Origin of the sequence: Streptomyces albofaciens JCM 4342 (genome assembly GCF_008634025.1) — a bacterium.
In the GTDB taxonomy this organism is placed as follows: domain Bacteria; phylum Actinomycetota; class Actinomycetes; order Streptomycetales; family Streptomycetaceae; genus Streptomyces; species Streptomyces albofaciens.
The window spans coordinates 77,718-96,561 of sequence record NZ_PDCM01000002.1 but is presented as its reverse complement, the minus strand read 5'-3'; the positions used below and the strand labels follow the sequence as shown (position 1 = coordinate 96,561).

General features: G+C 69.8%; 19 protein-coding genes and 1 pseudogene. 8 read left to right on the top strand and 12 right to left on the bottom strand.

Going from position 1 to position 18,844, the window contains the following annotated elements:
* Nucleotides 1-60 precede the first annotated feature (60 nt).
* The 3 genes from CP973_RS21425 (at nucleotide 61) to CP973_RS40465 (ending at nucleotide 1,898) form a co-directional block, all read left to right on the top strand.
* Nucleotides 61-420, top strand: a complete 360-nt coding sequence (locus tag CP973_RS21425) for a hypothetical protein (protein ID WP_150243985.1) — start codon at nucleotides 61-63, stop codon at nucleotides 418-420.
* 636 nt (nucleotides 421-1,056) lie between these two features.
* Complete coding sequence (locus tag CP973_RS21410) at nucleotides 1,057-1,593, top strand: GNAT family N-acetyltransferase (RefSeq protein ID WP_150243979.1); 537 nt, start codon at nucleotides 1,057-1,059, stop codon at nucleotides 1,591-1,593.
* A gap of 83 nt (nucleotides 1,594-1,676) precedes the next feature.
* Nucleotides 1,677-1,898 (top strand): hypothetical protein, encoded by a 222-nt coding sequence (locus tag CP973_RS40465; RefSeq protein ID WP_208853274.1) that lies wholly within the window; start codon nucleotides 1,677-1,679, stop codon nucleotides 1,896-1,898.
* Nucleotides 1,899-2,097: 199 nt separating this feature from the next.
* Here the strand turns inward: CP973_RS40465 and CP973_RS40460 are convergent, their stop codons facing one another.
* The gene (locus tag CP973_RS40460) at nucleotides 2,098-2,340 is read right to left on the bottom strand and encodes a hypothetical protein (protein ID WP_208853273.1); all 243 of its coding nucleotides are present in this window, start codon (nucleotides 2,338-2,340) and stop codon (nucleotides 2,098-2,100) included.
* A 133-nt stretch (nucleotides 2,341-2,473) separates the two neighbouring features.
* On the opposite strand from CP973_RS40460, the gene CP973_RS21395 reads away from it, so the two are divergent.
* Complete coding sequence (locus CP973_RS21395; protein WP_150243977.1) at nucleotides 2,474-3,895, top strand: phenylacetate--CoA ligase family protein; 1,422 nt, start codon at nucleotides 2,474-2,476, stop codon at nucleotides 3,893-3,895.
* Between the two features lie 457 nt (nucleotides 3,896-4,352).
* On the opposite strand, the gene CP973_RS21390 is transcribed toward CP973_RS21395, so the two are convergent.
* Nucleotides 4,353-5,297: an amidohydrolase family protein gene (locus tag CP973_RS21390; RefSeq protein ID WP_150243975.1), complete on the bottom strand. Its 945-nt coding sequence runs from the start codon at nucleotides 5,295-5,297 to the stop codon at nucleotides 4,353-4,355.
* 59 nt (nucleotides 5,298-5,356) lie between these two features.
* Between CP973_RS21390 and CP973_RS21385 the strand changes: the two genes are divergently transcribed.
* Nucleotides 5,357-5,884 carry a MarR family transcriptional regulator gene (locus tag CP973_RS21385; protein WP_150243974.1) on the top strand — a complete coding sequence of 176 codons (528 nt, stop codon included), beginning with the start codon at nucleotides 5,357-5,359 and terminating at the stop codon, nucleotides 5,882-5,884.
* Nucleotides 5,885-5,948: 64 nt separating this feature from the next.
* Here CP973_RS21385 and CP973_RS21380 read toward each other — a convergent pair whose 3' ends face one another.
* From CP973_RS21380 to CP973_RS21350, 7 genes are all read right to left on the bottom strand, one after another.
* On the bottom strand, nucleotides 5,949-6,650 hold the full coding sequence (locus tag CP973_RS21380) for a carboxymuconolactone decarboxylase family protein (protein WP_150243971.1): 702 nt from the start codon (nucleotides 6,648-6,650) through the stop codon (nucleotides 5,949-5,951).
* Nucleotides 6,647-7,363, bottom strand: coding sequence for an alpha/beta fold hydrolase (locus CP973_RS21375; RefSeq protein ID WP_167538476.1), 717 nt, complete (start codon nucleotides 7,361-7,363; stop codon nucleotides 6,647-6,649). Before CP973_RS21375 ends, CP973_RS21380 begins: the two co-directional genes overlap by 4 nt.
* Before the next feature lie 64 nt (nucleotides 7,364-7,427).
* Complete coding sequence (locus tag CP973_RS21370; RefSeq protein WP_150243967.1) at nucleotides 7,428-8,060, bottom strand: TetR/AcrR family transcriptional regulator; 633 nt, start codon at nucleotides 8,058-8,060, stop codon at nucleotides 7,428-7,430.
* Complete coding sequence (locus tag CP973_RS21365; RefSeq protein ID WP_150243965.1) at nucleotides 8,057-9,043, bottom strand: aldo/keto reductase; 987 nt, start codon at nucleotides 9,041-9,043, stop codon at nucleotides 8,057-8,059. Before CP973_RS21365 ends, CP973_RS21370 begins: the two co-directional genes overlap by 4 nt.
* Nucleotides 9,044-9,282: 239 nt before the next feature.
* Nucleotides 9,283-9,507 (bottom strand): transposase, encoded by a 225-nt coding sequence (locus CP973_RS41820; RefSeq protein ID WP_150243963.1) that lies wholly within the window; start codon nucleotides 9,505-9,507, stop codon nucleotides 9,283-9,285.
* Between the two features lie 63 nt (nucleotides 9,508-9,570).
* On the bottom strand, nucleotides 9,571-10,320 hold the full coding sequence (locus CP973_RS21355; protein ID WP_150243961.1) for an SDR family oxidoreductase: 750 nt from the start codon (nucleotides 10,318-10,320) through the stop codon (nucleotides 9,571-9,573).
* Between the two features lie 15 nt (nucleotides 10,321-10,335).
* The gene (locus tag CP973_RS21350; RefSeq protein WP_150243959.1) at nucleotides 10,336-11,085 is read right to left on the bottom strand and encodes an SDR family NAD(P)-dependent oxidoreductase; all 750 of its coding nucleotides are present in this window, start codon (nucleotides 11,083-11,085) and stop codon (nucleotides 10,336-10,338) included.
* Nucleotides 11,086-11,202: 117 nt separating this feature from the next.
* Between CP973_RS21350 and CP973_RS21345 the strand changes: the two genes are divergently transcribed.
* The gene (locus CP973_RS21345) at nucleotides 11,203-11,802 is read left to right on the top strand and encodes a TetR/AcrR family transcriptional regulator (protein ID WP_150243958.1); all 600 of its coding nucleotides are present in this window, start codon (nucleotides 11,203-11,205) and stop codon (nucleotides 11,800-11,802) included.
* A 573-nt stretch (nucleotides 11,803-12,375) separates the two neighbouring features.
* Here CP973_RS21345 and CP973_RS21340 read toward each other — a convergent pair.
* The 3 genes and pseudogenes from CP973_RS21340 to CP973_RS21330 form a co-directional block, all read right to left on the bottom strand.
* Nucleotides 12,376-13,197: a DUF1963 domain-containing protein gene (locus CP973_RS21340; protein ID WP_150243956.1), complete on the bottom strand. Its 822-nt coding sequence runs from the start codon at nucleotides 13,195-13,197 to the stop codon at nucleotides 12,376-12,378.
* 1,682 nt (nucleotides 13,198-14,879) lie between these two features.
* A pseudogene (locus CP973_RS41815) lies at nucleotides 14,880-15,267 on the bottom strand (NF041680 family putative transposase); the annotation flags it as partial.
* 445 nt (nucleotides 15,268-15,712) lie between these two features.
* Entirely contained in the window at nucleotides 15,713-16,117 is a 405-nt protein-coding gene (locus CP973_RS21330; protein WP_150243954.1) for a DUF6415 family natural product biosynthesis protein, read from the bottom strand.
* Between the two features lie 198 nt (nucleotides 16,118-16,315).
* Between CP973_RS21330 and CP973_RS21325 the strand changes: the two genes are divergently transcribed.
* Both CP973_RS21325 and CP973_RS21320 read left to right on the top strand, forming a co-directional pair.
* Nucleotides 16,316-17,551, top strand: a complete 1,236-nt coding sequence (locus tag CP973_RS21325; protein WP_150243952.1) for an NsdA family TPR-like regulatory protein — start codon at nucleotides 16,316-16,318, stop codon at nucleotides 17,549-17,551.
* 12 nt (nucleotides 17,552-17,563) lie between these two features.
* Nucleotides 17,564-18,115: a GNAT family N-acetyltransferase gene (locus CP973_RS21320; RefSeq protein ID WP_167538475.1), complete on the top strand. Its 552-nt coding sequence runs from the start codon at nucleotides 17,564-17,566 to the stop codon at nucleotides 18,113-18,115.
* The last annotated feature ends 729 nt before the right edge of the window (nucleotides 18,116-18,844 follow it).

Genomic DNA, 18,844 nt, shown 5'->3' with positions numbered 1-18,844 from the left:
CCACACTGGCCTCGGGCTGGCGCCGCCGGCCCGCGGACCGCAACCTCAAGGAGATGCTCCATGGGACTGCGCACACTGGGCACGGCCCTGCTGGCCATCGGAACGCTGGTGGGCGGCTCACTGATCGGGGCCACGGTTTCCTCCGCCGCCGCACGGACGGCCCCGCCGAAACCTCAGCTCGAATGCCCGTACTACTTCGTGTGCGGCCAGGCCGCCAACGGCAGCTCGTTCGCGTACAAGGACTGCAACTTCGAGTTCAAGCTGCCCAACTTGATCGGCTCGGGGCCTTTGGTCAACAACCAGACCGCGGGCACCGTGGCGAGGTTCTACGACAAGAACCACCGGCTGCTGTTCACCTCCAGAGCGTATGACGCCCGTACGGTCAACTGGACCCCCGTCTGGTACGTCAGAGCCTGCTGAGCCACGACCGGCGGCCGCGCACGGGACCGCGGCCGTTGGTTCTCCTCTGTGGGGCGACGTGTACGCGTCGCCCCACAGGGCTGGGACGCACCGTGCCAACGGTACGCAGCGCGGCCAGGGAAGCGGCGGCGCGTCCGGCGGCAGAAATGTCGCCGGGCTGGGGGATGAGCTGGGCGACGCCTCGGCCGAGAGCCCGCGGTGTGGTGCTGGTCGGGTTCCCCGATCTACTCACTCACGCCTTCCATGATGCGAGCGACCACTGACAACCCGGATGGCGGCCGCGGTGAAACCATCCCTCTGCACGTGCTCCAGCGTCTCAGCGGCCGCCTTGCTGACGGCCGCCGCTTTGGGCCGCTGCCGACTGGGCACGGGACGCGGACCCGCTCTCGGCCGTACGGCTGCCCGGGTTCTTCGCGCCGGCGGACTGCACCGGTGAGGCCGCGACCGGACTCATGCGCTGGGCCGCGCCGCTCTGGGAGCCACCGCCCTTTCCCTGCTGTGCTTGCTGAAGGCGAAGCACTCATCACCTGGGCCTGCATCACGCTTCTCGTCACCATCGTCCGATGGTGACGAGTTGATGCTTGTGCATGGTTTGATCCTGTAGCCTTGTCTGACTCCAGTTGACAAGATCACCCCATGAGTCAGCACTCGGTGACCTTGGACAAGATCGCGCTTGAGGACTGGCAGGCTATTCACACGTGGGCTTGCCTCCCTGAGGCTTGTCGTTTCCAACCCTGGGGACCAAACGCTGAAGACCAGACCCGCGCTTTCGTGAAGGCCGCGGTCGAGGCTTGGTCGAGCACACCCCAGCAGAGGTTCGCCCACGTAGCGCGCTTGGGGTACGACGCTGTCGGTATGGGCGAGTTGCATGTCCGCAGTCACACGCAGCGCCAGGGCGAGATCTCCTACATTGTGCATCCTCGGGTATGGGGGCAAGGCATCGGCACAGGAATCGGGCGCCAGCTTCTCTCACGCGGCTTCGGCCAGTTGAGGCTTCATCGAATCTTCGCCACCTGTGACCCGCGGAATGTCGGCTCCGCCCGAGTGCTCACCAAGCTTGGCATGACGTACGAGGGGCACCTTCGACACACGGCATGGATCCGAGACGGCTGGCGGGACTCCCTGATGTTCAGCATTCTTGAAGAGGAATGGCGTGCTGAAAACTCGGAGTGATATCGGCGTAGAGACGGTCGGTTCAGGATGTGGAGCCGGGTCATGAGGGATTCTCGTCACCATCGTTCGATGGTGACGAGTTTATGCTGAAGGTCCTATCGCTGCTGACGCAGGGTAGGGAGGCCGAGATTGACGCGGCGGGTGAAACGCTGGGTGTGGGAATGTTTCTCTCACAGGAAGGGCAGGGTGAGGTCGATTCCTTCGATCTCACCTCGCCAACCTTCTACTTCTGCTATCTGGCGACGGGTCACCAGATTACCTTCTATCTCGTCGAGCCGGGGCAACATTCTGGGGTCTGCCTGTAGGGCCGGGCATCGAATGCAAGCGTGTTCATGTGCGCACGGTGCACCATACGGGCGGCCACAATTGCCCAGTTCCACACGGCGCTTGTCGAAGTGCTCTTCGAACTCGGCGAGCCACGCCGTCGCCGGCGCTGCGGGTTATCGGCGTTGCGCGGCCAGCCCACGAGAACGGCCGTCTCGGCCTCACCTCAGTCGCCTTTTCCTAGTCGACGCCCATCAGCCACAACAACCTGAACCAGCGCAGCAAATCGTGACCGTAACTTCGGCACGTCAATGGGCTGACGTCCCCGAGCATCCGGTCGCGCAAGTACCGGCACACCGGCTCGACCTCCGAGCCCACCTGTTCCACGACGGCGTACGGCAGCAGCGAGGCGTCTTGGGGACGCCCCAGGCCGCCCCTGATCATCACCTCGGTGGACCGCCTGACCTGCCACTGACCCGCCACTGACCCGCCGCTGGCCCGGCCCTGCGGCGCTGCCACCCGCGGCGCCGCGGGTCTTCACCCGTCCGGCGGATCCAGAAGGGAAGATCTTGCTCGTCGGGCATACGTTCGTCAACGGAAAGAGTTATGGAGGACTATGGCGAATGCCGCATCCGTGCCTGACGCCGACTGGCCGCTTGGGCTGTTCCGGCGGGCAGCGGCACGCGTGCCCGCCTACGCGGACTTCCTCAAACGTCGGGGGTGTGATCCGCACCAGGTGGTGCAGTCGGACGATCTTCGCCGGGTGCCGGCCACCACCAAGCGCAATTACCTCCAGGCCTATCCGCTACGCGACCTGCTGTGGAACGGCGAAATCACCGGAATCCGTCTCATCGCCACGAGTTCGGGCTCCACTGGCACACCAGGCTATTGGCCGCAGAACCATCAGCGCCACCAGGAGAACGTACGCCTGCACCGAGGCCTTTTCGACACCTTCGACTGCCGCCGCAAGCCCACTTTGTGCGTCATCGCCTTCGCCATGGGCACGCATGTGGCCGCCACAGCCGAGTTGGGCGCCATCACCGCCCAGGCCGGGCGTGGCTACCGGCTCACGGCGATCTGCCCCGGCATCGACGTGGACGAAAACGTGCGGATCCTGCGCGATGTCGCCCCCGCCTTCCAGCAGACGCTGCTCATGGGCTACCCGCCCCTGGTAAAAGACATCTTGGTGGCTGCGGCCTCCTCCGGTGTGCCCCTGGGCACCCTGAATCTGCGTCTGGTCTTCTCCGGCGAGAACTTCTCCGAACGGTGGCGTGAGGCCACCCACCGCGCGGCACAGATCACCGATCCCCTGACCGGTTCGCTCAGCATCTACGGCGCGGCGGACACCGGCATCATCGGTACCGAAACTCCCCTCACCGTGCACGTCCGCCGCGTCGCGGCCACTGACCCGCACACGCACCACACCGTCTTCCCCGGCGCCGGCACCTTGCCCGCGCTCGTGGAGTTCGATCCGTCCCTGCGTCACGTCGAGGACGCCGACGGAGACCTCCTGTTCACCATGCGCGGTGCCCTGCCACTGATCCGCCACCACCTCGGCGACAGGGGACGAACCCTGACGCTGAGCGACCTGTCGGACACCACCGACCGCTGCGGACTCACACTTCCCGAAACCCTCGCCCGCCACACGACAGGCCACTTCATCGCCCTGCACGAACGCGCCGACGTCACCTGCACCTTCTTCGGCCTGAACATCTACCCCGACAACATCAAAGCGGGCCTGGAACAGCCCGGCCTGACCGCCGCGCTATCAGGCAAGTTCCACCTGTCCAAGCACGAGGACACGCAGACTGGCCAGCAGCGCCTGTGTCTGCGCGTGGAACTGGCTCCCGGCGTGGTCGGCACCGAGCACCTGCGCGAGCAGATCCGGCAGGCCGTCACCCAGGCACTGCTGCAGACCAACGCCGAATACCGGGAACTGCACAGAGCTCTGCCCTCTCGCTGCGTGCCTGAGATCATCCTGCTTCCCCACAAGGACCCTGCCTTCCGGAGCAACGCCAAGCAGCGCTGGGTCACCTGACTTCCGCCTTCCGACCGGCGAAGCCCAGGGCGCCTTCGTGGCGCCGGGCCTGTCAGGCGGTACCACAGCCCAGTGCTTGAGCGGCCATCGGTGGCGGCTGGACAGCAGCGGGCGGCGCTGCGGTGCGGTGTCGACGATGTGGACCAGACAGTCCGCCGAGGCCGCGGCAGATCAACCGCCGGGCGGGCGGCCGCGGGGTGTGCGTCAGCTACCCGGACGGCCACGCCATCGAGTTCCTCACTCGCACCTCACCTGGGCGTACGTCGGTGCCGATGCGTCCCTGAGCCGCGTATGACCAGCCTGAGCCGTACGGCACGCCCTCAGGGCCCGGTCTCCGGGCAGCCCGACTACCTGGGGACCGACTGCGCGGAAGACGCGGCGGGTCAGGATCCGATCCGACGCAGGGCGATAGGGGAGTCGGGGGCCCGAAGTGGACATGTGGCACCTGTCCGCGGGGTCAGCGTGCGAGGCGAGGGAAGAGGATCTCGGCGCTCTTGCGGTTGATGGCGTCGGCCTGGCCCGGGGCGAAGTCGGGGTAGGTCTCCAGGTAGTGGTTGTAGTAGCTGCCGGCCTCGTGGGGGGCGAAGGGCCAGTCGCTGCCGTAGAGGATGTGGCCGGGTTCGGCGAAGGCGAGCAGGGCGGGCAGGGCGCTGGGGCTGGCGGACAGGGCGGTGTCGAAGTAGAACCGCTTCAGGTCGCGCAAGATGTCCTCGGCCTTGCGCTCGCGGTCGACGACGGTGGAGGTCAGGCCGGTGAAGCGATACGCGGCGTAGGGGAGGAAGCCGCCGCCGTGGGAGAGGATCACCCGTACGTTCGGGTTGCGGTGCATGACGCCGTTCAGGACCAGGTTGAGGGCGCTGCGAGTGGTGTCGAAGACGTAGTCGGCGAGCGGGGCGGGGGTGCCCGGGAGCAGGGCCATCGGGGGCTGGGCCGGGTGGATGAGGACGTTCGCACCCCGGCGGTCGAGCTCGGCCCACAGCGCTTCGAAGTCGGGGTCACCGAGATAGCGGCCGCGGGCGTTGGACATCAGTACGACGCCGTCGGCGTGCAAGGTGTCCAGCGCGTGGACAGCTTCCGCCACGGCGGCGTCGACATCGGGCAGCGGGATGCCGGCGAAGTGACCGAAGCGGTCGGGCGCGTCCTTGACGACCTCTGCGCCGTACTCGTTCACGACACGGGCGAGACCCCGGGCCTGCGCCTCGTCGCCGAGGTGGACGCCGGGAGCGGTGACGGACAGGACGCCGGTGGCGATGCCCTGCTGGTCCATCATCGCGATCGCGCTCTTGGGGCTCCAGCCCGGGATGGCCCAGCCGCCGGAGTCCAGGCCCTGCGCGGCGAGGGTCTCGGCCCAGACAGGCGGAACGACGTGCTGGTGGACATCGATGCGAGCGGGGAAGGGCATAGTGCGTCGCTCCCTAACACTTAGCTTGCTAATAAAATTCATTCAGTAAGCTAACAGCCATGCGACAAGCAGGCGATCCCGAAACCGGCAGCGCCCCTGACCTGCCGGTGGATCCCGGCGTCGAAGGGCTGGCCCAGGCCGCCGACCGGCTCTTCTACGCGATGCGACGCTCGCGGTCCGCCACCGCCGGCCAGTCCGCCGCCGGCCTGTCCACGGCACAACTCGCCCTGCTCGCCCCCCTGGCCGAGGACGCCGACGACGATGGCCTGCCCGTCGGCCGCCTGGCCGCTCACGCCGAGGTCAGCGTGCCCACCGCCACCCGCATGCTCAAGCAGCTGGAGGGCAGGAACGTGGTCACCCGACGCCGCTCACCGCGTGACGAGCGCCAGGTCCTCATCCGCCTCACCCAGGAAGGCGCCGAACACCTCGCGGTCATGCAGGCCCGGCTGCGCGCACGCCAGTACGCGGCCCTGTCGCAGTTCACTCCGCAGGAGCAGCACGTACTCGCCGCACAGCTGCACCGCCTGGCCGGCCTCATCAACGAGACCATTCCCAGGACAGCCGGATCGGCGGCGGACGAGGGCTGAGCATCCAGGCGACGGATCTCGCTGACCTGGTCCCCGGTCGGCCCCAACCGAGCATTGCGGGCCCTCAGGCTCGGGTCGGTGCCCGCAGCCGTACGCGATCTGCGCGGGTCCCGCGTTCCGGTCTTGGCGGAGGAACCGGCCGGCCTGGTTCGGCGGGAGGTGGCGCGGGCACCTGGAAGGCGTTGAGGAGGGCCGAGGTCGCGAGGTAGGCGCCGATCAGGTTGACCATGTCGAGGACACCGGTCTGCCCCACCGCCTCCACCGCGAGGCGGTACGTGTCGTCGCGGACGAACCGGGTGCGTGTCAGTTCGTCCGTGAAGCCGTGCACGGCTGCCTCGACGGACGAGAAGTCGGCACTCGGGCGCCCGGCGAGGACCGCCTCGATCACCGGCTCGGCGACGCCGGCGTGCCGGGCCATCGCGGTGTGGACGTAGAGCTCGTACTCGCAGTTCCACGCCGTCCCGACGGTGAGGATGACGATCTCGCGCAGGGGCGCGGTCAGGGAGGACCGGGCCTGGTCGGTGAGGACCCAGTCCAGGAAGGCCGCGCCGGTGGCCGGACGGTGCACGAACGCGTTGAACGGGCCGATCAGGTCTCCCTCGGCCGTGGCCGCGGCGGCTCCGGCCTGCCGGGCCCACGGCACGACCTCGTCCCGCATGCGCCGCTGCGTGGCGAGCTGCTCCTCGGTGAGCGGGCCGCGGGAGGCCAGGGGCAGTCGCCCGCCCCAGTCCCGGTCCTCGGCCGAGGGCTGAGCGATGCCGGTCATGACGCGGCGAAGGCGGTGATCAGGTCGGACAGGGCCTGCGGTGCCTCCATCGGTACCTGGTGGCCGCAGTCGATCGACGCGATCGTGACGTTGGACAGGTGGGGCACCGTCAGCTTCTTCTGCATCTCCAGGCCCCAGGTCGGGTCGCCGTCCGCGACGATCAGCAGGGTCTCGACGTCGATCGGCGCGGCGCGCTCGGCCCAGTCCTCGTATATCCCCTCCTTCAGCCAGGCGTCCCAGGCCTTGCGATTCATCCGCGCGTAGTCTTCGCAGGCACGGTCGAACACGTCCGGCTCCAGCGGCAGCGCGGTGCGGTCCAGCACGAACTTCTTGGCGTCTGCGTCGTCCCTGCGGCTCTCGAACAGTTCGCGCGGCAGGTCCTCGCCGCCGACCTCTTGCCCGAGCGGCGTGGGGGTGATCAGCACGAGCTTCGCCGGTGGATGCGCGAGCCCCAGTTCGGCGCCGGCCCGGCCGGCAAGGATCTGCATGATCTTGCCGGTCATCGAGTGGCCGACCAGCACGTAGTCGGTCAGGCCGAGTTCGTTGATCGTGGCGGCGAACGCGGCGGCCATCTCGGCCATCGTGTAGCCCGGGACCGCGTGCGCCTCGCCGTGGCCGGGTGCGTCCACCGCCACGACCCGGAACTGCTCCGACAGCGGCGCGCTCGCCTCGATCCATTCACGGCGGGCGAAGCTGAACGAATGCGAGGTCACTAGGGTGCGCCCCGGGAATTTCGCATGGGGCTGCTGGGGAGTGTCGGTGAGGGGAAGGATGGTTCTAACCTCCGGTTGCCGTCGGTGACGGGGACGGGGTGGTCGGTCGGGTGAGGAGCAGGCCCTGTACGGCGGTGCGGGCCAGGCGCACGCAGGAATCCACGTCGACGGGCTGGTGGCCCAGCAGCAGGCGGAACGCCACCGGGCCGAAGAGCAGATCGATCGCCGCATCGGGTTCGACGTGCGGGTCGAGTTCGCCGCGCGCGACCCCGCGCTCCCACAGCGCTTGGAGCGCCGCGCGGCGCGGGGCGAAGAACCGGGCGTTGAGCAGCTCGGCGGTGCCGGGTTCCAGCACGGCGGCGGCGACGAGCTGGGCGAAGACGACGCCGTCGCGGCCTTGGTGGTACTCGGCCAGGTGGGCGACGGCCTGGACCAGGTCCTGCGCGCTGTCCCCGGTTTCGGCCAGCGGCACCAGGCGGTCGATGTGCGCGGCGAAGGCCTCGATCGCCAGCGCGGTGCGGTGCGGCCAGCGCCGGTAGATCGCGGGCTTGCTCACCCCGCTGCGGCGGCTCGCCGCCTCGACCGTGCACGCGGCGACGCCGCCTTCCAGGAGCAGTTGCGCGGCGGCGCTGAGTACGCGCTCCTCGTGCGCGGCCTCGCGGGGCCGTCCCCGCCCGCGGTTCTGCGGGCCGGTCACAGCTGCACCCGGGGTCGGAAAGCCTGGAGCGCGCCGTGCCGTTCACCGGACACTTCCCGGGCGAGCGGATCGAGCCGCGCCGGCACCGCGTCGTCCAGCGGGATCGTGAGCGCGGCCACGTTCTCGGCCACGTGCTCCGGGCTGCTGGTGCCGGGGACGGGTACCGCGGAGATCCCCAGCTGCCGACTGCGGGCGTACACCCAGGCCAGTGCGAGCTGTGCGCCGGTGATACCCATCTGCGCCGCCAGCGTGCCCACCGTCTCGGCCAGTCGCCGGTTGACGGCCGCGTGATCGTCCTGGAACCGGGGGTGGGCGCGTCGGGAGTCGTTCTCTGCCAGCGAGCCGGGGTCCCCCTTTCCGGTCAGGAAACCGCGCCCCAGCGGCGCGTACGACACCAGGCCGACGCCGAGTTCGGCCATGGTCGGTACGACGGCCTCGACATCCCGGCTCCACAGGGAGTACTCGCTCTGCACCGCGGCGATCGGGTGCACGGCGTGCGCCTGCCGCAACTGGTCCGCGTCGACCTCGCACAGCCCGAGTTGGCGCACCTCGCCCGCGGCCACCAGCTCCGCCATGGCCCCGACGGTCTCGGTGAGCTCGACATCCTGCGGTGGCCGGTGCAGGTAGTACAGGTCGATGTGCTCGACGCCCAGGCGCAGCAGTGAGGCGTCACAGCAGCGGCGCACATAGTCCGGCTCCCCGCGCACACGGCGACGGTGATCACTCGTCGAGCGGTCGATGCCGAACTTGGTGGCGACCAACACGTCCTCGCGCCGGTCCGCGATCGCACGGCCGAGCAGGACCTCGTTGTGGCCGGCGCCGTAGATGTCGGCGGTGTCCAGCAGGGTGACGCCCAGATCCAGGGCGCGGTGGACGGCCGAGAGAGCCCGGTCCCAGTCGGACCGGCCGTAGTACTCGCTCATGCTCATGCAGCCCAGTCCCTGCGCCGAGACCTGGAGCGTTCCGAGCGGGGTGTGGCGCATCGCCACCTCGGATCCCACTGATCCGCAACACTCGACGCCGGAACACGGGCGGTACAGCCCTTTTGCGGGAAGACGGACGGCGGGCGGTGCCGGGCCCCGGTCGCGTGCTGGCGGGCCCGGCAGGAGGTGGAGCAGGTGGAGCCGAGGTTCACCGCCCACTCCGGCCCCAGCTCGCGAGGCAGGGCACCGGCGGGATCGCCGGCATCCGCCTGGGTCTGCAGCTGTGCCAGGACGTGCTGTCAGGTGCCGTCCGCCGACCGCCGACAGTGCCGCTCATGCACGGTCAGCCAGGGCCCGTACCGCTCCGGCAGATCCGGCCAGGGCACCCCGGTCCGGGCCCGGTACGACGCGCCGTTCACCACCGTGCGGTGATCGGCCCCTTGCCCACCGCGCCGGCCGTTGGCCGACAGTAACGGCTCGATCTTCCGCCACTGCGCATCGGTCAGTTCATGTCGCCGCACCATGCCCGACGCGTGCCCGGCTCAGAGCTGGGTCCACCCCGACCGACAAGAGCCATCAGAAGTGACCTAGTAAGCGAGCTGCCCGATGCCCCCGTCAACGCGCAGCACGGTCCCTGCGGTGTAGGCGGATTCGTCCGAGGCGAGGTAGACCGCCGCCTTCGCCAGTTCGGTGGCGGTTCCCAGGCGGTGAAGAGGCACGGTCTGCCGGAGTTCCTCGTAGAGGGCGGCCTGGCGTTCGGGGCCGAGGGGAGCGAACGCGTTGGTGATCGTCGGGCCCGGGCTCAGTCCGTTGACGCGGATGCCGCGGTCCTTCAGCTCATGGGTCAGCCCGCGCGTGTAGGAGAGCAGGCCCGCCTTGGCCGCGCCGTAGACCGTCGCGTTCTCGTGTCCGATGTACGCGGAGACCGAGCCGACGAGGATGACCGAGGACTGCTGTGAGAAGAGCGGCAGCAGGTCCCTGATCAGGAAGAACGGCGACTTGAGGTTGGTCGCGAGGAGCCTGTCGAACGCCTCCTCGGTCCACGCCTCGATCGGGAGGTGGGTGACGTCGGCGGCGTTGCTCATCAGGATGTCGAGCTTCGGCCACTCCTCGCGGAGCCGCGCCGCGAGCGCCGCCTGGCCGGGCACGTCGCCGGCGTCACTGACGATGGTCAGCAGCGGGCCCTCCAATTGCCGGGCCGCCTCGTCCAGCCTTTCCTGCGAGCGGCCGGTGACGGCGACCGTCGCTCCCTCGGCGAGGAACTCGCGGGCCGTTTCCAGGCCGATGCCGCTCGTCCCCCCTGTGATCAGCGCGTGTTTTCCCGCAAGACGATCCATGGTTTCTGCCTCCCTTCAGATCGCGGTGCGGCCGCCGTCGGCGGCCACGATCGCCCCGGTCATGTAACTGGCCCGGTCACTGGCGAGAAAGGCGATCACCTGGGCCACCTCGGCCGGGTCGCAGGTGCGCTTCAGTGCGGTGGCCAGCCCCATGCCTCCCATGTCCGGGCCCATCGCCGCGACCACCTTCGAGGTGCGCATCGGACCCGGGGCGACGGCGTTGACCCGTACGTTCGATGCGGCGAACTCCGCTGCCCAGGTGCGGGTCAGCGATTCGAGCGCCGCCTTGGTGGCGCCGTAGACGGCCATGCCCGGCATGCCGAGGCCGGCCGCGGTGGAGCTGACGTTGACGATGCTGCCGCCACCGCGCGCGGCCATCTTCTCCGCGAGCAGGGCGGTGAGCAGGAACGGGGCACGCACATTGACCGCGAAGGCGGCGTCGTAGCCCGCGAGGCCCTGCCCGGTGGTCTGGGCGATCGTCATCACGCTCGCGTTGTTGACGAGGATGTCGACGGCTCCGGCCTCCTCGGCCAGTTGCCGCACGCCCGCCACGTCGGACACATCGGCAGCGACGAAACGCACCGTTCCGGCGGACCCGCCACCGGCCGCGCGGAGGTCTTCCACGACCTGGGCACCGCGCTGCGGATCGGTGCCGGTCACGATCACGTCGGCTCCGCCCGCGCCCAGTGTTCCGGCCGTCGCGTGCCCGAGGCCGCCGATCGCGCCGGATCCGGTGACGAGAGCCGTTTTGCCTGCGAATTCCATGGTTCCGCCCTTCGCGTCGGCCGGTGAGCGCCGACTTCTGTGCGACCGTTCAAGAAGTGATGCAGCGGAAGCTACGACTTCTTGAACGCCGAGTCAAGAAGTCGTAGTGTTGGGCCCGTGGCACGGACTGGACGCCCCCGCGAGTTCGACAGGGAACAGACGCTCAAGCGGGCACTCGAACTGTTCTGGTCCCGGGGGTACGGGGCCACGTCGATCCATGACCTGGTTGGCGCGCTGGGCGTCGAGCGCGGCAGTCTCTACGGCGCGTTCGGCGACAAGCGCCGCTTCTACCTCGAAGCCGTCAGGCTCTACTGGGAGGTGTACGAGCGGCACCTGGTCACCGCGCTCGACACCAGCCCGCTCCTGCCCGCCCTGCGCGAGATCCTGACCCATCCCGCGCGGCTGGACGAACTGATCTCCGATATGGGCGTGCCGCAGGGCTGCCTGGTCGGCAACACGACCGCCGAACTCGTCCCCCAGGACAGCGAAGCCACGGAGATCGTCGCCCGTTCGTACCGCCGCTTCACCAGCATCGTCGCCGACGCACTCCGCCGCGCACAGGCCGCCGGAGAGGTCGCGGACACCCGTTCTCCGGAGGCCCAGGCGCAGCTCCTGCTCTATGTCGTCCAGGGCCTTTCGCTCGTATCGAGGGCGGGGCTCGACAGGGCGGCGGCCCTGGCGGCGATCGACACGGCGGTGGACGGACTGCGGGCGTAACCGGACCTCTCGTGAGCGACCGGAACCCCTGACTGTTGCGCTCGGTGAAGGCATCGGAAGCCGTTTTTCGCGCGTGATGGCCGCGGGCTCTGCACAGGAGAAGAACCGCTTTCATCCAGCAGGAGCCGGCGGAGAGCTGCCGCTGTCTCCGGGATGTCCGCCACGTCGGCCAGACGGCGGCTGTCCTGGCGGATCAGGACGCCGAGTCGGCGTACCGAAGCGTCGATCTCTGCTCGTCATCGAGCCGATCTCTGTTCGTCATCGAGCCGTTCTCTGCTTGCCATTCGAGCCGATCTCTGCTCGTCATCGATCGGAACGGCTCACCCAACTAGCTTCCCTACGGCCGCTGCCGCGGCCCGGGGAACACCAAGCGACGCTCGGCAGGGCGCGGCGGCGACCCAGGGGTGTACGCCCGTATCCCTCCCGCTCCGCGGGGCGGGGCAGGCCGGGGCAGCGAGGACGCGGCACCCGTTCCGGCCGGACCGATCGGCACGGTGGCGGCACGGGCCGGGTGGGCGTGGGCAGGGAGGGCGGCCGGTGAGCATCGGGGAGCCGGCCGTCCGCCCCGCGCTGTCAGGCCATTTCGACGTAGCGGTGGACCCGGTCGAAGCGCCGGGCCGCCAGGTCCCGGTGGCGGATCACCCAGTGGGCCACGCCGGAGTCCAGTTCCGTGACGTCGTCGCCGCACCTCCAGGTCGCCAGCAGAGCCCAGTCACCGGCGCCCTCTGCGTGGGCCGTACCGTCTTGCTCGCCGAGGCCGGCCTCCTCCGGGGTACGGGCGTAGTGAACGGGATCGTTCTGAGGCGAGACCGGATGGCCGCCGATCTGCAAAACCCAGGAAGGGCGGTAGCCGCCCACGTGGGCCCAGGCGTCGCTGAGTTCGTCGGCGAGTTCGAACTGCTCGTCCTCGGGAAAGTCGCCCCATCTGTCGAGGGCGAAGCTCTCCGGCATCTGGGCACTCGGCTGGTGCCAGACCGTACGCAGTTCACGCGACCGGTACGGCTCGCGCCAACTGTGTTCGAGGGGGCTTGGGGTCGTCGGGACCCCGGCGGGAACGTACAGCACCGCGTCGGACACCTGCCCCCCGATGCCGCCCACATCGGTGCCGGAGAAGAAGAGCAGGTGGCCGTCGGCGGGCAGTGGAAGGCTGGTCGCACCCGGCGGGAGGGCCGCGAGGTCGACGGAGGCCACGAAGGGCTCGGACGGCTTCGGCGCGCCGTGCGGCAGCAGGGGGTCGCCGCCGACCCGGGCCACGAGGGGCCCGTCACCGCCCTCGGCCATGTACACCGCCGGGCGGGCGACACGTATCCACTCCTCCACCTCCTCCGACGGCAGATCCCGGGATGCCGCCTCGGCCCGGAAGCGGTTCACTCTGTCCATGCTCGCGTCGGTCATCGGGCCACCCTAACGGGATCATGGGCGGGCATCGACAGGAACGAACTCGCGTGAACACAAAACACTTTGGCGCTACTGGCCTTTCCAACACCTGCGCCCGCGGCCTCAGTCCAGCAGCTCGCCGAACGCATACCCGACCATGAACCTGTCGAGATCGGTGCTGTCCTCACCGGCCGGGAAGCATCCGCCCTGGTTCATCTGGGTAAGAGCCTGAGCTCGCCGTTGACGACTACCACCGTCGGCGCACCCGCTCCCCGCAGATGTTCAGCCGCTGACCGGGTCGGCCACTCGGTACCGGAGGCAGCCGGGCGGCTGCCCCGTTGCTTCAGCCGGAGGCGATCAGCCGCAGGCGGGCACCGCCGGACATTGTCCTAGAGCCGCTGCTGGTGAGCGCGAAGGCACCGAGCGTCTGGTCCGGCTGCTGTTCGGCATCACCGGCTGGACAGCGGGGGAGACCGCCAGGGGTGCCGCGCTGATGGCGGAGACCGGACAATCCGGCGCCGGCGGCCGGGCGCTGTACGGGCCCCGGCTGGAAGGCACGGGCCGGTGGGGCGGCGAGGGCGGTGCCCCTGAAGCACGGGTGTTACGAGCACATAGGCAGGCCGGGGGCGGGGTCCTGATTCGTGCTCACGTCCACCGCCGGAACATTGCCCCAGTAGTCCTCGTCCTCGAAGTGCGTCCAGTACCAGATGTCGTTGCCTCCGCTGTGGGGAGCTCCATGCCCCCAGCATGAATACCGGCTGGAGGTACCGGTGAGTGTATGGACAACTTCGGAACGGTAGTCGCGCTGGCGGTACAACTTGCCCCCGGCCTTGTTGCCTGTGCAGTACAGGACCTTGGAGCGGACCTCGCACTCGGCGGTCGGGGTGGCCCGGCTGGTGTCCGATGTATCCGGCCGACCACCAGGCGTGCTGCGCCTGGAAGATGTTTCGACAGGAGCCGCTTTCTGCGGCGTTCCATCGCTGCCGGTGCTGCCGCTCCCGCTGCCGCCCAACGCGGTAGTGGCGGCGCTGACCACACCGAACGCCCCTCCACCGACAGTCGTGATCACCGCTGCGACAAGGGCGACTTTGCTGGCCTCGGTCAGTCCGCCGAACCACTCCCGTGCCCGGCGCAGGCGTGACCGATGCCGGGGAGAAGGCACTGGTCCGGAACCCGTTGGGCTCGGGTCACTACTCGGAGAGGGCGGTGCCGAGGACAACGAAACCACCTGGCCTTTCCATAGGCTGGTCGGGCCCAAGACAGTAGGCGACCCGCCGAAGGCGGGCTAACGGTACGTTCCGATGTGGTCATCCGGGAAAGCCGAGCGGGCAGCCCGGCACCTGACGTCGTCGCACGGTCGGCTCGGCGGAGTGGTTCATGCCGGGCGGGCGCGTGGTGCGCCTCGGCGAGAGCGCCACACACCCTTCGAAGGCGCTTGGATCCTGTGGTGAGCCCGGCCTTGAGGGGCAGCCCGGGCGCTCGCCTCCAGGATCGAGCACTACGCGGTACACGGGATACAGGGCCGCGCGGTTCTGATTGGCCTGGCAACCCATGTCGGCCGCGGCCACACGCTCGTGGGGTACCGGCAACCTGCCCAGGTCCTGTGCGGCGATGCGACCGCGAGGGATGGCCGGAAAGCGGCCGGTGGGATCCGGTGGGGTGACCGAAGCCGCAGCGGTGACAGCTCCTGAGCTTGTTCTCTATCCTCGGCGGTCACGTTTGATGAGGGTCGCGGGGCATCCGAGGGGCTTGCCGACGTCGTAGCGGGTGATGGAGTGCCGGTTTCTGGTGCCGGGTGGGCGTCCGGGGCCGGGGCGGCTGGGTTTCGGTGCACGAGCCGGACACGCGGAGTGCGGACGGATGTGCCGGAACCCGCGCCGGACGCGAGTCGGTGTCAGCCTCTTGCTGGGACGCGTGGTCTTGTCCCCGGGCTTGTGCCGGCCGACCGGGAGCGGTCCGGGGAGGGGGAGCCGGGTGTGCGCGACGGTGATGAGCCAGGTCCACCGGTCCGCCGCCTGTGGGCCGGTCACGAAGCCGCGGCCCCGTCCGGCCGAGGGGCCGCTTGCACAGGCGGAAGATGTGTTCCAGGTAGTTCAGGGCGCCGTACAGCAAGCCATAACCGCGCTGGTGTTCAGCGAGCAACGACAACTCCACCGGCGTCCGCGTCGAGCTGTCCGCACGTAACAGCGCGTCGGCCAGCGCGAAGAACGCATCCGCCCGCGCAGAAGGCACCCGTAGAAGGCCGCCCGGAAGCGGGACAGTTCCGCGAGCGCCTCCCGCCGTCGATCTGCGGCAGCACACTCAACGCGATGGTCGACACCGCCGTCATCACGTTTCGTTGCCGCGGGTGATGTCGTCGGCAATGCGGTCCTCCGTGCCCAGTGGCTTGGTCCGGAACCTATCGGGCTGTGCTTGTCTCCGGGCGGGATCGCGCCGACGGAAGCCCGGCGGCCGCAGGCGGTGCGGCGCCGGGGCTTCGTACCGCCCGGGGGCATGGGGTGGTACCGCCGGGCGGCGGTTTTGGAGCGCTTCCTCAGGGCGCTGTAGTGGCGGGGGCAGGCCGTTCGGCAGCCTTCAGGTGGTCGAGGCGTTCGTACAGTGCCCGTACGAGGCGGGCACGGTTTTGCACACAGGCGACTGTGGCGTCCGGCCGCGCTGCCAGGCGGCGTTCGGCTTCGCCGAGGACGACCTCCGCCAGGGCCCGCGCCTTGCTGTTCTTGGGCAGTGCGGCGCAGCGCCGCTGGACGTCGCCGGCCACGGCCCGGGCGTGCCCGGTCAGCTGCAGGTTGAGCTGCTCATAGTCGCGGGGCTGGAGCACCGGCTCCGGGCCCGTCCAGGCCAGGACGGCTGTGACCAGCGAGAGGTACGGTTCGCGGTCGAGCGGCAGCGCCTGCTCCCAGAGTCCCTCGGGGTCGTACAGAATGTGCTGCTGGTCCATGTGCGCTGCCTTTTCGTGTGCGGTGCCCGTTCCGGCGTACGGCGGGGACCGGAGCGTTCCGGAACGGCTTACGCCCAGACAACGCCGCGCCGGGCGTGCGGACCATGACGAACCACTGCCCTCTCGCCCCGTCGGCACCCTGACAAGTTGACCCGCCCTTTACCCGAGTAGGGGCGGCCGGCGCCCTACCGTGGCCTCATGGAGCGGGTGAGAAACCGGGCGCTCGGCAGCTGGATGGACCAACACGGCTTCACCACGGTCGAGCTGGCCGACCGGGTCAATGCGGCCCTGGAACAGCTCACCGGCCGGCGCGGCCGCGTCAGCGACCGGACCGTCTTTCGCTGGCTGTCCGGAGAGACTCCATGGCCGCAGGCCCGCCAACGCCAGGCCCTGCAGATGGTGACCGGCCGGTCGGCGACCGGCTTGGGGTTCGTTCCCCGTACCGCTGACGGGGAGGAGGACGAGGTGCGCCGACGCCGCTTTGTGACCGCGGCCGGTGGCGCCGCCCTGCCGAGGAGCGCCGCGGTCGGCATGAGCGACGTCCGGCGCCTGCGCGCACGGATTGACGCCCTGGCCCACCAGGACGATGCGCACGGCGGCAGCCGCGGCCTGGAGAATGCGGCGCTGCGCCGCGCCGACCAGGCGCAGGAACTGCTGCGCCGCACGGTGGCCTCATCCCGGGCCCGCGGTGCGCTGTACGCGCTGGCCGCGGATGCGACCACCACGGCGGCCTGGGCGGCGATCGACACCCGCAGCCCTGCCCGGGCCGCCGCCTACCTGCACCGGGCGCTCGCCCTGGCCGGAATGGCGCACGACGCGGACGCCGAACTGCGCGCCTGGCACAACATCAGCATGCTCGCCACGCAGCAGGACCGGTACAGCGACGCGCTCGCCGCCGCCGAAGCCGCCCGCACCTCCCGCGCCGCCGCCCGCGACCCGCTCTACGCCTCCCTCGCCCACGCCCGCACCGCCTCCTGCCACGCCCGCACCGGCAACCGTCAATCCGTCCTGCGCTCCCTGGGCTACGCCGAGCGGTCCTTCACCCGCGCCGACACCACCGCCTGGCGCCCGGGCTGGCTGCGCTTCTTCGACGCGGCCGAACTCCACGGCCTGGCCTCCGTCTTCCACCAGCGCCTCGGGCAGTACGACCTCGCCGAATACCGCGCCCACCACGCGCTGGCCCAGTTGCGCCCCGACCTGGTCCGCAACCGCGTCTACTACACCGTCACGCTCGCTCTGGCCCAGGCCGCTCAGCGCAACATCGAGCAGGCATGCGCCACCGCTGACCAGGCCCTCGCCCTGGCCGGGCCGGCCCCGGCCTCCGCGCGCATCCGCATCCTGCTCGGCCAGTTCCGCACCCGCCTGTCCGCCCTCGCACCGTACGAGCCGACCGCCGCCGACTGGCTGCACCGCATCGGCCCGCACCCCTGGTAGGAGATGAGCGCCGTGTCCGAGAGCCTGCTGCAGCTGGTCCGCGCCGACCGGTACCGCGAGGTCCGCAGCCTGCTGCTCGACGTCTACCGAGAAATCTATGCCGATGAGGGTCAGGTGTTTCACAACGTGGACCGGTTCGCCGAGCGCGCCGACATGTACGCCTCCCTGGACGGCTGGAGCGCTGTCCTCGGCCGCACGGGAGACAACGGGGGAGGGGTGACCGGGTACGCCTTCGGTGCCCCGCTGCCGACCGGTTCCGCCTGGTGGAACTCCGCCGCCGATCCACTGCCGGGCGACTTCACGCGCGAAGACGGCCGGCGTACCTTCGCTGTCTTCGAGGTGATGGTCCGCCGCCCCTGGCGCGGTACCGGCGAGGCACACCGCCTCCATGAACGGCTCCTGCACGACCGGCCGGAGCAACGGGCCACGCTGCTGGTCAACGCCGCGCATCCGGCGGTCCGGCAACGCTATGAGCAGTGGGGCTACCGCGCTCTCGGTGACCAGCGGCCCTTCGCCGACGCCCCGGTCTACACCATGATGCTCCGCGAGCCGCTCCATGGCTGATCTGGTGCCTGGTCTACGACGAAAGGCAGGCGATGGGAGTGATCGACCCTACGTGAGGACGGTGCGGTGCTGACGATTCTCCTCGTGGCTGGCATCGTCGGCGTCCTGCTGGGAGGACTCTGTGTGATTCTTGTGCAGCGCAGGCGTTGACCGGTTCGGCGGCGCGGCAGGGTCGATGCGTCGCTGGGCAGAGAGGAGCAGGCGCCCGAGGAAGTCCGGTGCTGGCCTCCCACCCGGCGTCTGGTCGATGCCCCCCGCTTCCTCGGGGCCCGGGCCCGTGCAGGGGCGCTTGTCCTTCAGGAAGAGGTCGAGGGCTGTGCGCGTCGCGGTCTTCGAAGGTCCCGGAGTCCTCAAGCCCGTAGGTACAGACAAGCCCGTAGGTACAGAGCAACGGTCGGGAACCGGCAGTTACGGTGTGCGGCATGACCGAGGGGGGAGCGGGACCAGGGGCCGGGGCGGGCGCCGGAGTTGACGGGGGAGATCTGCCTGAGCTGGGGCACCGCGATGATTGACTACGTGGAGAAGGCCGGCCGTAGGGTGCCCACCGCGGCGCGAGGCTGAGGGCATGCTGCTCAAGGTCGGTGCCGGGGCACCGACCGAGCTGAGCGAACGCCCGAGGCCTCCGGTGAGGATGCGCGGGTGTCGACGCCGCCACCACAGGTCAGGGCCGGACATAGGCATTCGGGCCCGCGCGCAGCGAGCTGGCGCGGCAGCGTCTCCCCGCTCGCC

What these genes read in the sequence shown, in the direction of transcription:
- CP973_RS21425 (WP_150243985.1), top strand. Translation starts at nt 61, where the DNA reads ATGGGACTGCGCACACTGGGCACGGCCCTGCTGGCCATCGGAACGCTG.
- CP973_RS21410 (WP_150243979.1), top strand. Translation starts at nt 1,057, where the DNA reads ATGAGTCAGCACTCGGTGACCTTGGACAAGATCGCGCTTGAGGACTGG.
- CP973_RS40465 (WP_208853274.1), top strand. Translation starts at nt 1,677, where the DNA reads ATGCTGAAGGTCCTATCGCTGCTGACGCAGGGTAGGGAGGCCGAGATT.
- CP973_RS21395 (WP_150243977.1), top strand. Translation starts at nt 2,474, where the DNA reads ATGGCGAATGCCGCATCCGTGCCTGACGCCGACTGGCCGCTTGGGCTG.
- CP973_RS21390 (WP_150243975.1), bottom strand. Translation starts at nt 5,297, where the DNA reads ATGCCCTTCCCCGCTCGCATCGATGTCCACCAGCACGTCGTTCCGCCT.
- CP973_RS21385 (WP_150243974.1), top strand. Translation starts at nt 5,357, where the DNA reads ATGCGACAAGCAGGCGATCCCGAAACCGGCAGCGCCCCTGACCTGCCG.
- CP973_RS21380 (WP_150243971.1), bottom strand. Translation starts at nt 6,650, where the DNA reads ATGACCGGCATCGCTCAGCCCTCGGCCGAGGACCGGGACTGGGGCGGG.
- CP973_RS21365 (WP_150243965.1), bottom strand. Translation starts at nt 9,043, where the DNA reads ATGCGCCACACCCCGCTCGGAACGCTCCAGGTCTCGGCGCAGGGACTG.
- CP973_RS41820 (WP_150243963.1), bottom strand. Translation starts at nt 9,507, where the DNA reads ATGGTGCGGCGACATGAACTGACCGATGCGCAGTGGCGGAAGATCGAG.
- CP973_RS21355 (WP_150243961.1), bottom strand. Translation starts at nt 10,320, where the DNA reads ATGGATCGTCTTGCGGGAAAACACGCGCTGATCACAGGGGGGACGAGC.
- CP973_RS21350 (WP_150243959.1), bottom strand. Translation starts at nt 11,085, where the DNA reads ATGGAATTCGCAGGCAAAACGGCTCTCGTCACCGGATCCGGCGCGATC.
- CP973_RS21340 (WP_150243956.1), bottom strand. Translation starts at nt 13,197, where the DNA reads ATGACCGACGCGAGCATGGACAGAGTGAACCGCTTCCGGGCCGAGGCG.
- CP973_RS21330 (WP_150243954.1), bottom strand. Translation starts at nt 16,117, where the DNA reads ATGGACCAGCAGCACATTCTGTACGACCCCGAGGGACTCTGGGAGCAG.
- CP973_RS21325 (WP_150243952.1), top strand. Translation starts at nt 16,316, where the DNA reads ATGGAGCGGGTGAGAAACCGGGCGCTCGGCAGCTGGATGGACCAACAC.